This is a genomic window from Rhodococcus opacus (assembly GCF_012396235.1).
Lineage (GTDB): Bacteria > Actinomycetota > Actinomycetes > Mycobacteriales > Mycobacteriaceae > Rhodococcus_F > Rhodococcus_F opacus.
Window position 1 is genome coordinate 410,135 of the sequence record NZ_JAAXPA010000003.1, and the last position, 12,942, is coordinate 423,076.

12 protein-coding genes, 1 tRNA gene and 1 rRNA gene are annotated in these 12,942 nt (G+C 66.3%); 12 read left to right on the top strand and 2 right to left on the bottom strand.

Features of this window, described 5'->3' with window-relative positions; translation table 11 throughout:
- Positions 1-897, bottom strand: a complete 897-nt coding sequence (locus HGB39_RS05975; protein WP_005568363.1) for a LysR family transcriptional regulator — start codon at positions 895-897, stop codon at positions 1-3.
- 110 nt (positions 898-1,007) lie between these two features.
- On the opposite strand from HGB39_RS05975, the gene HGB39_RS05980 reads away from it, so the two are divergent.
- Complete coding sequence (locus HGB39_RS05980) at positions 1,008-1,928, top strand: CoA transferase subunit A (protein ID WP_005568361.1); 921 nt, start codon at positions 1,008-1,010, stop codon at positions 1,926-1,928.
- The gene (locus tag HGB39_RS05985) at positions 1,925-2,707 is read left to right on the top strand and encodes a CoA-transferase subunit beta (RefSeq protein ID WP_005248462.1); all 783 of its coding nucleotides are present in this window, start codon (positions 1,925-1,927) and stop codon (positions 2,705-2,707) included. Before HGB39_RS05980 ends, HGB39_RS05985 begins: the two co-directional genes overlap by 4 nt.
- An 11-nt stretch (positions 2,708-2,718) precedes the next feature.
- Here the strand turns inward: HGB39_RS05985 and sftH are convergent, their stop codons facing one another.
- Positions 2,719-5,082: a DNA 3'-5' helicase SftH gene (gene sftH / locus HGB39_RS05990; protein WP_043790554.1), complete on the bottom strand. Its 2,364-nt coding sequence runs from the start codon at positions 5,080-5,082 to the stop codon at positions 2,719-2,721.
- Between the two features lie 396 nt (positions 5,083-5,478).
- On the opposite strand from sftH, the gene HGB39_RS05995 reads away from it, so the two are divergent.
- The 10 genes from HGB39_RS05995 to HGB39_RS06035 form a co-directional block, all read left to right on the top strand.
- Positions 5,479-5,682, top strand: a complete 204-nt coding sequence (locus HGB39_RS05995) for a cold-shock protein (protein WP_005248460.1) — start codon at positions 5,479-5,481, stop codon at positions 5,680-5,682.
- Between the two features lie 141 nt (positions 5,683-5,823).
- The gene (locus tag HGB39_RS06000; RefSeq protein WP_005248448.1) at positions 5,824-6,408 is read left to right on the top strand and encodes a hypothetical protein; all 585 of its coding nucleotides are present in this window, start codon (positions 5,824-5,826) and stop codon (positions 6,406-6,408) included.
- Positions 6,409-6,545: 137 nt separating this feature from the next.
- A complete protein-coding gene (gene topA, locus HGB39_RS06005) occupies positions 6,546-9,464 on the top strand; it encodes a type I DNA topoisomerase (protein WP_037203507.1) in 2,919 nt (972 codons plus the stop codon).
- A 52-nt stretch (positions 9,465-9,516) separates the two neighbouring features.
- Complete coding sequence (locus HGB39_RS06010; RefSeq protein WP_005568358.1) at positions 9,517-10,731, top strand: DNA polymerase III subunit delta'; 1,215 nt, start codon at positions 9,517-9,519, stop codon at positions 10,729-10,731.
- Positions 10,732-10,762: 31 nt separating this feature from the next.
- Positions 10,763-10,835: transfer RNA gene (locus HGB39_RS06015), tRNA-Thr, on the top strand.
- 151 nt (positions 10,836-10,986) lie between these two features.
- Positions 10,987-11,400 (top strand): DUF3224 domain-containing protein, encoded by a 414-nt coding sequence (locus HGB39_RS06020; protein WP_005256152.1) that lies wholly within the window; start codon positions 10,987-10,989, stop codon positions 11,398-11,400.
- A 42-nt stretch (positions 11,401-11,442) separates the two neighbouring features.
- Positions 11,443-11,880, top strand: coding sequence for a DUF2752 domain-containing protein (locus HGB39_RS06025; protein ID WP_005256154.1), 438 nt, complete (start codon positions 11,443-11,445; stop codon positions 11,878-11,880).
- Positions 11,881-11,922: 42 nt separating this feature from the next.
- Positions 11,923-12,045: a hypothetical protein gene (locus HGB39_RS39525; RefSeq protein WP_005248443.1), complete on the top strand. Its 123-nt coding sequence runs from the start codon at positions 11,923-11,925 to the stop codon at positions 12,043-12,045.
- Positions 12,046-12,093: 48 nt separating this feature from the next.
- Positions 12,094-12,291 carry a hypothetical protein gene (locus tag HGB39_RS06030; RefSeq protein ID WP_005568355.1) on the top strand — a complete coding sequence of 66 codons (198 nt, stop codon included), beginning with the start codon at positions 12,094-12,096 and terminating at the stop codon, positions 12,289-12,291.
- Positions 12,292-12,829: 538 nt separating this feature from the next.
- Positions 12,830-12,942: ribosomal RNA gene (locus tag HGB39_RS06035) — 16S ribosomal RNA — on the top strand; the annotation flags it as partial.

Sequence of the window (12,942 nt, forward strand, 5' to 3'; positions counted from 1 at the left end):
TCATTCCGGAGTGGGCAATGCCTCCTCGGACAGCCTGAGGACTTCCCGCAAGGCGGCGTTGTCGTCGTCCGCTCGCCACGCGATCCGCAGTTGCAGGGTGCTGGGACCGCCGAGCAGCGGGAGGAACACGACATCCGGGTTGTTCACGTTCTCGGCCACGGAGGAGACGGTCAACGCGCAGCCGACCTCCGCGGACACCAACGCCATCAGCGCCATCGAGTCCGGCGCGCTCTGCACGATCCGGGGCGTGAAACCGGCGTCGTGGGCCGCCCTCTGCAGGGAGTCACGCAGCGCCGATCCGGGATCGGCGGGCAACGTCACCCAGGGCTCGGTGGCCAGTTCCTCGATGCGAACGCCGTCCCTGCCTGCGAGCGGGTGGTCGGTGGGCAGGGCCACCACGAAGTCCTCGTTGAGGATGACGCGGGACGCGATGCCCGGCGGGGTGAAGATCCACCGGACCAGACCGATGTCGAGGGTTCCGTCGAGAAGCTTGTTCAGTGCTTCGCTCGCGAAAGCGGAACTGTCCAGGACGAATTCGATACCCGGGTGGGTGTGCCGGACGAGTTTCGCCCACCGCCCGATGAGCAGGTGGGACGAGACTCCGGCGAAGCCGATGCGGACCCGGCCGACCTGTCCGCGCCCGGCGGCGGCGACGGCGATTTCCGCGAGCCGGCAGGCGTCCAGGATCTCGCGTGCCGGGCCGAGCAGTGCCTCACCGGCGGAGGTCAACCGGACGTTCCGCGTGTTTCTTTCGAAAAGAGTTGCCCCGAGCTGCTTTTCCAGTCGCCGAATCGTGCGGCTCAGCGGCGGCTGGGCCGAGTGCAGGCGCTGTGCGGCGCGGCCGAAGTGCAACTCCTCGGCGACCGCGAGAAAGGCAGTGATCTGAGAAATCTCCACGGGAGAACTATTGCAGTTCCGGCAACAGATTTGTCAACACTATTGAGTCAAACGGCGGTAATCCGGTGGGGAAGGTCCCGAGGCGACGTCCCGTCGTTCCGGAGAAGGGCATGGCGATGAGCAAAGTGGTCAGCATGGCGGAAGCCATAGGAACGTACGTCGAAGACGGCATGACCGTGTGCCTCGAGGGCTTCTCGCATCTCATCTCGTTCGCGGCTGCGCACGAGATCATCCGGCAGCAGCGGCAGAACCTCACGCTGTGCCGGATGACTCCCGACATCGTGTCGGATCAACTCGTGGCCGCCGGTTGTGTCACCAAGCTCGTGGCCTCGTTCTTCGCGAGCGGATCCGCCGGATCGCTGCACGAGTTGCGACGCCGTATCGAGCATCACGATCCGGTGGCCCTCGAGGTCGAGGAGTACAGCCACTACGGAATGGTCTGCCGCTATCAGGCGGGCGCCGCGCGCCTGCCGTTCTTTCCGCTGCGCTCCTATGCCGGAAGCGACCTTCCGCGGCTCAATCCCCGAATTCGGCTCGTCGACGATCCCTACGGGGAGGGCACCGTGTACGTCGTGCCTCCGCTGAACCCGGACGTCACCATCGTTCACGCGCAGCGCGCCGACCGTCACGGCAACGTGCAGATCTGGGGTATCTCCGGGGTGCAGCAGGAAGCGGTGTACGCCGCGGGGAAGGCGATCGTGGTCGTCGAGGAGATCGTCGACGACGAGGTCGTCCGCTCCGACCCCAGTCGCACGCTGATCCCTTCTCACGCGGTCGATGCCGTCGTCGTCTGTCCGCGCGGGGCGCATCCGTCCTACGTGCAGGGCTACTACGACCGGGACTGCGCGTTCTACCGACGCTGGACCGCGATCAGCAAGGACTCCGCACTCCTGCAGGCATGGCTGAAGGAGTGGATCCACGGCACCGCGAATCACGACGAGTACCTGGACAAACTCGGCGGCGACTACTGGAACGACCTCGCCGTCGAGCCGCGATTCTCCGAACCAGTCGACTACGGGAGCCGGATATGACCACAGCACCAGTCGGAGCGATCTCGGCGACCGAGGTCATCGTGTCCGTTGCCGCCCGCGAACTCGCCGGGAAGGGGCGCGTCTTCGCCGGCGTCGGACTCCCGACGCTCGCCGTCGATCTGGCCAAGCGGACCAGCAACCCGGACGTCGAACTGATCTACGAATCGGGAGTGTGCGGCGCGCACCCCGCCGCGATGGCCGAGGGCATCGCCGACTCGGTCGTCGTGTCGGGCGCGGAGTCGGTGGTGTCGATGTCGGCGCTGTTCGGCTACGTGCTGCAGGGCGGCAACGTCGACGTCGGATTTCTCGGCGCGGCCCAGATCGACCGGTACGGGAGCCTCAACACCAGCATCATCGGAGACTGGGACAAGCCGACGGTCCGGTTGCCCGGTGCCGGTGGCGCCGTGGAGATCATGCCCAACGCCGGCGAGATCTTCGTGGTGATGCGGCGACACGACCCGAGCGCTTTCCCCGCGGAACTCGACTTCTGCACGTCGCCGAGTCCCGTCCGGGCCCGGGCGGCAGGTGACGGGATCATGCCTCGGGGCCGAGGGGTGACGAAGGTGTTCACGAACCTCGGGGTGCTGTCGCGGCAGGGTCCGTTCGACGAACTCGAGCTGGTCAGCGTGCACGAGGGGGTCACTGTCGACGACGTGCGAGCCCAGACCGGCTGGGAGCTGAAGGTCGCGGACGATCTCACGGTCACCGCCCCGCCGACCGGCGAGGAGATTCACCTGCTCCGCGACGTGATCGACAAGGTTCGGCTGTATCTGCGCTGACCGGGAGACCGTCAGCCGAGCGAGGCCAGAACCGCCGTGAGGACCCGGATCGCGCCGTCCTTGTCGAGGGGATCGTTGCCGTTTCCGCACTTCGGTGAGTACACGCAGGACGGGCACCCCGAGGTGCATTCGCACGATTCGATCGCCTCGCGGGTCGCGCCGAGCCAACGGGTGAGTTCGGCGTGACCTCGGTCGGCGAATCCTGCGCCACCTGCGTGACCGTCGTAGACGAACACGGTGGGAAGTCCGGTGTCGGCGTGCAACGCGGTCGAGACGCCGCCGATGTCGCCTCGATCGCACACCGCGACGAGAGGCAGGAGGCCGATCGCGGCATGTTCGGCGGCGTGGAGCGAACCGGGCACGCGTTCGGCCGGAACACCCGCCTGCACCAGAAGTTCCGGGGTGATCGTGTACATCACCGCACGGGTGGGGAGGGTCTGCCTCGGCATGTCCAGTTCGACCGCGTCGAGAACCTCGCCCGAAGACAGTCGTCGGAGGTATCCGATCACCTGATGGGTCACCTCGACCTCGACGAGCGCGACCTCGACGTCGCCGAACTGCTTCTGCTCGAGAACGGAGGTGACCGTGATCTCGGTGGTCTCGCGGGCCGAGGTCGTCCAGTCGGGGTCCTCCGCGTGCACCAGGGCGAGTCCCTGGTCGAGATCGAGTTCGTCGACGACGTACGACTCACCCTGATGGATGTGGACGGCGCCGGGATGCGCCGTGGCGGGAGCGCGGCCGGTGTCGACGGTTCCGAGCATGCGTCCGGATTCCGACACGACAATTGCCACCTGGGTACCGATCCCACCCCGGATATCCACTGCGCCATGAGGATTTGTGCCGGCGGTGACGAACCAGCCGTGGGCGCGCCGACGGATCAGGCCCTGCTCCGCCAGCTTTCCGAGGACGTCGATCGCCCCGAACGCCTCGGCCTCGGCGTCGGACAGTGGTAGTTCCATTGCCGCGCAGAGCAACTGCGGGCCGAGGACGTAGGGATTGCTCGGGTCCGTGACGGTCGCCTCGACGGGCTTGTCGAGCAGCGCGGACGGGTGGTGGACGAGGTAGGTGTCGAGGGGATCGTCACGCGCGACCAGGACTACGAGTGAACCTTCGCCGCGTCGGCCGGACCGGCCTCCCTGTTGCCAGAACGATGCCACCGTGCCGGGGAACCCGGCGACCACGACGGCGTCGAGGCCGGCGATGTCGACGCCGAGCTCGAGCGCATTCGTCGTCGCCGCTCCCAGCAGCGTGCCGTCGGCGAGCGCGGTCTCGAGCTCACGCCGATCCTCGGCGAGGTACCCGGCTCGATACGACGCGACCCGCGCCGAGAGTTCGGGATCGATCTCCCCGAGTAGGCGTTTGGTCGCCATCGCGGTCAGCTCCGCGCCCCGGCGGGAGCGCACGAAGGTGAGCGTGCGGGCCCCTTCGATCATCAGGTCGGCCATGATGCGCGCGGCCTCCGAACCGGCGGGCCGTCGTACGGGGCTTCCGTTCTCTCCGGTGACCTCCCGCATGAGCGGGGGTTCCCACAGCGCGACCGTCCGGGGGCCGTGCGGTGAACCGTCTTCCACGACCTCGGCGCAGGGCGCGCCGATCAGCCGCGACGCCGCCGCCCCGGGATCCGCCGTGGTGGCGGACGCGAGGACGAAGACGGGATCGGCGCCGTACCGGGCCGCGATGCGCCGGAGCCGCCGCAGTACGAGCGCGACATTCGAGCCGAAGACACCACGGTAGGAGTGGCATTCGTCGATCACCACGTAGGCCAGATTGCGGAAGAAATGCGCCCATCGCTGATGGGTCCGGAGGAGGGAGATGTGCAGCATGTCGGGGTTCGTGAAGAGCCACCGCGAGTTCTCCCTCGCCCAGTGCCGCACCTCGAGTGGGGTGTCGCCGTCGAACACGCACGGGCACACGCTCCGGAGGTCGTCCCCGGCATCCAGGACTTCCGAGTCGATGAGCGAGGTCACGGCCCGCAGCTGGTCTGCGCCCAGCGCCTTGGTCGGGGAGAGGTAGAGGGCGGTCGCCCGCGGATCCGTTGCCAGAGTGGTGAGTACCGGAAGCTGGTAGGCCAGCGACTTGCCCGAGGCGGTGCCGGTCGACACCACGACGTTCGTCCCGTGACGGGCCAGGTCGGCGGCGGCGGCCTGATGGGTCCAGGGGCGGGGGATCCCGTTCTCCTGCATGGCCCGGACGACGCTCGGGTGCGCCCACGCCGGCCATTCCGACAGCTGAGAAGTCCGGGCAGGCATTTCCGCGGCGAAAGTGAGCGGGTTTTCGTCTCGGGGAACTCCCTCGAGGACTCGGTTCAGTAGCGCTCGGCCGTATGTTTCGCCCGTATTTCCACTGTCGTCACGTGGTGAAAACGGTGTGCTCACTGATGTCTCCGGGCTGTCGTAGGGGACGGGCGAGTAGCTTCCACACCGCCACGACCTGCGCATTTGATGATAACGAGTGCCTCTCCAGGGCTGTCGCCCGGGGTGTCGCGACCCCCTCATGAATCCGCTGTTTCGTGCCTGTTCGCTACAAGATCAACTTTTTGTGTGAATTGTTCGGATTTCGACTGTTGCGTTCGCGGAGTTCATGGTTGACTACAACTGGTCGCAGCTTCTGTGTTCGTAGGCTTGAAAGAGTGAACGTTCGCAGGATCGATGTTGCGAACGCGGTGCTCTGCTTTTCCTGAGGGGGAAATCTAGTAGTACAGCGGTCGGAACCGGCCCGGCGGACTGTATGTGCTGTCCGCCGAATCCGGTGTTAGAAAGAGAAGGAAAAGCATGGCACAGGGCACTGTGAAGTGGTTCAACGCGGAAAAGGGCTTCGGCTTCATCGCACCCGAAGACGGCTCCGCTGACGTCTTCGTTCACTACTCCGAGATCCAGGGCAGCGGCTTCCGCACCCTCGAGGAGAACCAGCGCGTGGAGTTCGAGGTCGGCCAGGGCACCAAGGGCCCCCAGGCTACCGGCGTTCGCGCAGTCTGATTCTGCCGTTCACATTCGTGAACACGTAAATCAGATAGGCGGGGTCCTCGTGACCGCGTCTGATTCGTCCCCCATCGCCTGAGGCGGTGGGGGACGAGTCGTTTTCACGGCAACGGTGCCGTGGCATAAGGGGGTACTTCAGTGAGCCAGCTCTCCTTCTTCTCCGCGGAGGCGATGCCGCCGGCAGTCACCGATCTGTGCGGTCTTCTCGCCGCGACGGGTCAGGTGGTCACATCGGCCGGGCGTGCGCGCATCTCGATCGTGGTCGACGCCCAGTGGCGGGCGGAGGCGATTGCGGAGTTGATCGCCCAGGCCGGACTCGAGGTCGAGATCACGCGCAGCGACGAGGGCAGCCCGCTGGTCCGCACCGCGTCGGTCGTCGACTTGCGGCCGCTCGCGGACCAGTGGACGAGGGGAGCGGTCAAGGCGGTGCCCTCCGGCTGGGTGCCGTCGGGGCGTCAGTTGAGGGTGTGGGCTCTCGCGTCGGGCAGGAGCGAAGCGGAGGGGGAACGGTTCGTCCTCGGACTCGATCCGCACGCCCCGGATACCCACGCGCCGTTGGCTCAGGCATTGATGAGAGCGGGCATCGCGCCGACTCTGATCGGCACCCGGGGCTCCGGTCCGGGGCTCCGAATCTCGGGTCGGCGTAGGCTCGGCAGACTCGTCGAGAGCATCGGTGAGGCGCCCGGAAATTTGGACGACCGTACCGGTTGGCCCCACGTGTAGAGCCGCGTAGACGGTACTGATCTGCGAGGATGGGTTCCGGGTATGTCACTCTAGTAATAGGCGAACCGGGTATAAAAGGGTTTGTCTGCACAACTGTCGAGTGGCAGCGATCGACTTCAGGAAGGCTCGGGCTACAGGTGGCTAAAGGGGACAACGGCAGTGCACAGGGTGCGGCGGGAGCGTCCGGCCAGCCTCGCCGCCTCGTGATCGTCGAGTCGCCGACCAAGGCCCGCAAGATCGCCCCGTACCTCGGAAAGAACTATGTCGTCGAGGCGTCGGTCGGCCACATCCGCGACCTTCCGCGCGGAGCCGCAGACGTCCCGGCCAAGTACAAGGGTGAGTCGTGGGCTCGGCTCGGCGTCAACGTCGACCATGATTTCGAACCGCTCTACGTGGTCAGTCCGGAGAAGAAGTCCAAGGTCACGGAGCTGAAGAGCCTGCTCAAGGACGCCGACGAACTCTTCCTCGCCACCGACCCCGACCGCGAGGGCGAAGCGATCGCCTGGCACCTCCTCGAGACGCTCAAGCCGAAGATCCCGGTTCGCCGGATGGTCTTCCACGAGATCACCGAGCCGGCCATCCGAGCCGCGGCCGAGGACACGCGCGAACTCGACAACGACCTGGTCGATGCGCAGGAGACACGCCGCATCCTCGACCGTCTGTACGGCTACGAGGTCAGCCCCGTGCTGTGGAAGAAGGTCATGCCGAGGCTGTCGGCGGGCCGCGTGCAGTCCGTCGCCACCCGCGTCATCGTGCAGCGTGAACGCGAGCGGATGGCGTTCCGCTCGGCGTCCTACTGGGACATCTCCGCCACCCTCGACGCCGGCGCCGAGGCCAGCCCCCGCAGTTTCGGGGCGCGTCTGGTGAGCGTCGACGGCTCCCGGGTGGCCACCGGCCGTGACTTCGGCGCGGACGGCCAGCTGAAGACGAGCACCGTCACGGTTCTGGACGAGGCACGGGCGCAGCGTCTGGCCGAGTCCCTCGCCGGTGTCGACCTCACCGTCTCCTCCGCCGAGAGCAAGCCGTACACCCGCAAGCCGTACGCGCCGTTCATGACGTCGACGCTGCAGCAGGAGGCGGGCCGCAAGCTCCGCTTCACGTCCGAGCGGACCATGCGCATCGCGCAGCGGCTGTACGAGAACGGCTACATCACCTACATGCGTACCGACTCGACGACGCTGTCGTCGTCGGCGATCGCTGCCGCCCGCGCGCAGGCCACCGAGTTGTACGGCGCCGAGTACGTGCACGACACACCGCGCCAGTACACGCGGAAGGTCAAGAACGCGCAGGAGGCGCACGAGGCCATCCGCCCGGCCGGTGACGTGTTCCAGACCCCGGGTCAGCTGCACTCCCGCCTCGACACCGACGAGTTCCGCCTGTACGAGCTGATCTGGCAGCGGACCGTGGCGTCGCAGATGGCGGACGCGCGGGGCACGACGCTGACCCTGCGGATCACCGGAACCGCGGGCACCGGCGAGGAGTGCACCTTCTCCGCGTCGGGCCGCACCATCACGTTCGCCGGATTCCTGAAGGCCTACGTGGAGAGTGTCGACGAGGAGGCCGGCGGCCAGTCCGACGACGCCGAGTCGCGCCTGCCGGTGCTCGTCGAGGGCCAGGCGGTCACCGCCACCAAGCTCGATCCCGACGGCCACACCACCAACCCGCCCGCCCGCTACACCGAGGCGAGCCTGATCAAGACCCTCGAAGAGCTGGGCATCGGCCGCCCGTCCACCTATTCGTCGATCATCAAGACCATTCTCGATCGCGGATACGTCTACAAGCGCGGCAGCGCGCTGGTCCCGTCGTGGGTCGCGTTCGCCGTCATCGGCCTCCTCGAGATGCACTTCGGGCGGTTGGTCGACTTCGACTTCACCGCAGGGATGGAAGACGACCTCGACGCGATCGCGGGTGGCCGGGAACAGCGCGGCAACTGGCTGAGCAGTTTCTACTTCGGCGGCGATCACGGCGCCGAGGGCTCGGTTGCCCGTGAGGGCGGCCTGAAGAAGATGGTCGGCGTCAACCTCGAGGAGATCGACGCTCGCGAGGTCAACTCGATCAGGCTCTTCGACGACGCCGAGGGCCGCGAAGTGCACGTCCGCGTCGGACGGTTCGGTCCGTACCTCGAGCGGATGGTCCAGAACCCGGACGACCCCGACGGCGACCTCATCTCGCAGCGGGCCAACCTGCCCGACGACCTTCCGCCGGACGAGCTGACACCGGAGTACGCGGAGAAGCTGTTCTCGACCCCGCAGGAGGGTCGCAAGCTGGGCGTCGACCCGCTGACCGGACACGAGATCGTCGCGAAGGAGGGCCGCTTCGGCCCCTACGTCACCGAGATCCTTCCCGAGCCGGAACCGGAGCCCGAACCGGCCGTGGTGCCGGTGCCCGACGAATCGGGCGACGGGACGACCAAGACCAAGACGGCTGCCAAGAAGGCGCCGGCGAAGAAGGCAGCGAAGAAGGCCACGGGTCCGAAGCCGCGGACGGGTTCGCTGCTCAAGTCGATGGACCTGGCGACGGTGACTCTCGACGACGCCCTCAGGCTGCTGTCGCTGCCGCGTGTGGTGGGTGTCGATCCGGAGTCGAAGGAAGAGATCACCGCGCAGAACGGTCGCTACGGCCCGTACCTGAAGAAGGGGACGGATTCGCGGTCCCTCGCCACCGAGGACCAGATGTTCACGGTGACCCTCGACGAGGCTCTGAAGATCTACGCGGAGCCCAAGCGTCGCGGACGTCAGGCCGCCGCCACTCCGCCGCTGCGTGAGCTGGGTGTCGACTCGGTCAGCGAGAAGCCGATGGTGATCAAGGACGGCCGGTTCGGGCCGTACGTGACCGACGGTGAAACCAACGCCAGCCTCCGCAAGGGCGACGAGGTGGAGTCCATCACCGACGCTCGCGCTTCGGAACTGCTGGCGGATCGGCGTGCCCGCGGTCCCGTCAAGAAGAAGGCCGCCGCGAAGAAGGCACCCGCCAAGAAGGCTGCAAAGAAGACCGCCGCCAAGAAGGCGCCGGCCAAGAAGGCGGCCTCGAAGAAGGCAGCGGACAAGAAGGCGTGAGCCGGTACCTCGGGCCGGTCGGGTTGTCGCACGTGCCGGTTAGGCTGGCGCGGTGACGGTATTCGACCGGTTGGTGGGCCAGGAGGACGTCGAGGCCGAGCTGACGGCCGCTGCGACTGCCGCCCGTCGTGGAGTCGGTGCGATGGGCTCCTCGATGACGCATTCGTGGCTGTTCACCGGCCCGCCCGGATCGGGTAGGTCGGTGGCCGCGCAGTGTTTCGCCGCCGCACTCCAATGCACCAGCGACGGCGTTCCCGGCTGCGGCGTCTGCCACGCCTGCACCACCGCGATGGCCGGTACCCACGGCGACGTCCGGCAAGTCGTCCCCGAGGGCCTGAGCATCAGCGTCAAGGAGATGCGTGCCATCGTGCAGACGGCTGCTCGCCGGCCGAGCACCGGGCGTTGGCAGATCGTGGTCGTCGAGGACGCGGACCGGCTCACCGAGGGTGCGGCCAACGCTCTCCTGAAAGTGGTGGAGGAGCCGCCGGATCGCACCGTGTTCCTGTTGTGTGCGCCCTCCGTCGACCCGCAGGACATCTCCGTGACGCTGCGGTCGCGCTGCCGGCACATCCATCTCGTGACCCCCTCGGCCGACTCCATCGCCAAGGTCCTGCGCGAGCGGGACGGCCTGGATCCCGCCGATGCGCAACTGGCGGCCTCGATCAGCGGCGGTCACGTCGGGCGCGCGCGGCGTCTCGCGACGGATCTGAACGCCAAGGTGCGTCGTAAGGACGCTTTGGATCTCGCTGTCGCGGCACTGCGGCCCGCTACCGCGTTCGCTGCGGCGGAGGAACTGGTGCGTTCCGCCGACGCGGAGGCGAAGGAGATGAGCGCGGCCAGGGACGAGCAGGAGACCGAGGAGTTGCGCACGGCTCTGGGGGCGGGCGGCACCGGTAAGGGTGCTGCCGGAGCCCTGCGAGGCTCGGCCGGCGTGCTGAAGGATCTCGAGAAGCGCCAGAAGTCCCGGGCCACTCGCACGGGCCGTGACGCACTCGATCGTGCACTGATCGATCTGGCCGGTCTCTATCGCGACGCGCTCGCCGTCGCATGGAAATCGAACGCGGCCGCGAACCACCCGGACATGGCGGATCGCGCGGCCGACCTCGCCTCGCGAACAACCCCGGAAGGCCTTCTGAAGTGCATCGAAGCCGTCCTCGAGTGCCGCGAGGCGATCACCGTCAACGTCAAACCGCAGTGGGCTGTCGATGCCATGGTGGCCACTCTCGGCGACGCGTTCAGGGAGCCGTTTTCGCATACTCGGGGTTGAGGCGCTAGACTCGCCACCGCCGAAAGGCACCGCTGCCTTAGCTCAGTCGGTAGAGCATTTCACTCGTAATGAAAAGGTCGAGAGTTCGATTCTCTCAGGCAGCTCAGCGGTCCTCTGGCCCTTCCCGATCAGTCGGGAAGGGCCAGAGTCGTCTCCGGGGTCGGGACACCTTCGCCGTGTCGGATATGTACAAGAAGTTCGGGACCGCTCCCGCGATGCTGGGGCGACTCACTTCTCCGTCCCGGAAGGCACACCATGTCCACTCGTCATGCCGCCAGCACGTTCGACGTCAGCGATTTCAGCCCGCGGGACTGGTCTCCGTCCGTCGCCACCGGCGTCACCCCGGGCGACATCGACATGGTGAAGAACTTCTCCGGCGACATCGAGGGCCGGTCGGTCACCAGATTCGTCGGCGGTCTCACCGAGGATCAGAGTGCGGGCGCCTACGCGGCGTGGGAGAGCTTCGAAGGTTCGATCGACGGTGTCGCCGGCTCCTTCGCCTTCCTGCACATGCAGGTGCTGTCGGACAGCACGGTCGAGGCAATGGCGCTGCACATCGTTCCGAGCAGCGGTACCGGAGGCTTGGCGGGACTTGCCGGTGCGGGTGGGATCCGCGTCGACGAGGACGGTACCCACCGTCTGTGGCTGGACTACTCGCTTCCCGACTGACTGTCGGCACCGGAGACCGGAAGAATCGTGAACACTGGACACGTGGACACCCAGAGCGGAACTCCGACGACGCCGGCGGTCGGTCTCCGTGCACTCGATGCGCCCGCCGCTGTGGCCGCCGGCGCCGTTGTCGCCGCCGCGATCCTCCACTTCCGGGATCCGCACGAGCCCGGTTCGTACGGCTTCTGTCCGGTCTACGCCCTGACCGGGTGGTGGTGCCCGGCCTGTGGTGGGTTGAGGGCGGTGCACGACCTCACCAACCTCGACATCGGCGCGGCTGTGGCCGGCAATGTTCTGATCGTCCCGTTCATCGCGGTGATGGTCTTCGCCTGGATCGGATGGGCACGTCGCCGTTGGCGAGGACGACGCGATCGCACGATCGTGTTCGGTCCGCGAGTGACAGTCGGTGTGCTCATTTTCCTTGCGGCGTTTACCGTCACCAGGAACACATCTTGGGGAAGCTGGCTCGCGCCGGTCTGACACCTGGTCGCCGCGGGCACGAAACAGAGAGTCGGTTCACAGATGGCAATGCAGGTCTTTTCGTTGATCGCGATCCTGGGCGCGCTGATCGTCCTCATTCCGACCGCGCTGCGAGTCTTCGGCAAGAGCGACAATGTGAAGGCGCCGGACGAGACCGAGGAATGAGTTCGGTGCACTCTCGACAACCCACCGCCGCGCGGTCATGATTTCGATATGAGCGATTCGCTGAAGGACCGGGTGCGCGAGAAGCTGTTGCGCCAGCTGGCCGAGGACGGGGGGCACCCAGTCCAGGAGGCGGAGGGGGACGATCCACGATTGGTTTCCATCGACGCCGACCTCGCGGCTTTGGAGCAGGCCTCGGACGGTGATGTGGTGATCGAGGAGCTGGCTGCCAAGTACTGGGTGCCCTGAATCGGCGTTTCGCAGCGTTGACCTGGCGATTTGGTGTTCTTGTTTCCCTTCGCGTAACTTATTCCAGGTCAGAGCGACACGGACACCGACCCCGGCCGGAAGGCGGGGGACACGAGGTTGGACGCAGGCGCCTGGTAAATCGGAAGTTCACCGTCGTGTACGGTGGTGCTTCCATCCCGGTTAGATTCTGATCAGCGTCTCGGCTTGCGCCGGTGAGACTGGTAGGATAAGATGGAACGGTTGCCCCGGAGCGGCCGAAGTTGTGACTTCGGTAGTGATGGTGTGTGCGTGTTCTTTGAGAACTCAACAGTGTGTCGATGAATGTCAGTGCCAAATGTTTTTGGTACTCCGCATCACGGATGATCAACTGGCCCTTGGGGTTTGGTTGTGAGTTGTGGTGTGGGTATTTGCTGGCTCTTCTCCTTCTTCCGTCGGAGGGGGTCAGTGTTTGAAAATGCTAGTTTGAGTTTTTGATTGCTAGTGATTTGACTCGATGTCTATGACTGATTAGCAGGTTCGCCTGTGAAATCTAGAGTCTTCAACGGAGAGTTTGATCCTGGCTCAGGACGAACGCTGGCGGCGTGCTTAACACATGCAAGTCGAGCGGTAAGGCCCTTCGGGGTACACGAGCGGCGAACGGGTGAGTAACAC

Coding starts and splice junctions, on each gene's coding strand:
- HGB39_RS05980 (WP_005568361.1), top strand. CDS start 1,008: ATGGCGATGAGCAAAGTGGTCAGCATGGCGGAAGCCATAGGAACGTAC.
- HGB39_RS05985 (WP_005248462.1), top strand. CDS start 1,925: ATGACCACAGCACCAGTCGGAGCGATCTCGGCGACCGAGGTCATCGTG.
- HGB39_RS05995 (WP_005248460.1), top strand. CDS start 5,479: ATGGCACAGGGCACTGTGAAGTGGTTCAACGCGGAAAAGGGCTTCGGC.
- HGB39_RS06020 (WP_005256152.1), top strand. CDS start 10,987: ATGTCCACTCGTCATGCCGCCAGCACGTTCGACGTCAGCGATTTCAGC.
- HGB39_RS39525 (WP_005248443.1), top strand. CDS start 11,923: ATGGCAATGCAGGTCTTTTCGTTGATCGCGATCCTGGGCGCGCTGATC.
- HGB39_RS06030 (WP_005568355.1), top strand. CDS start 12,094: ATGAGCGATTCGCTGAAGGACCGGGTGCGCGAGAAGCTGTTGCGCCAG.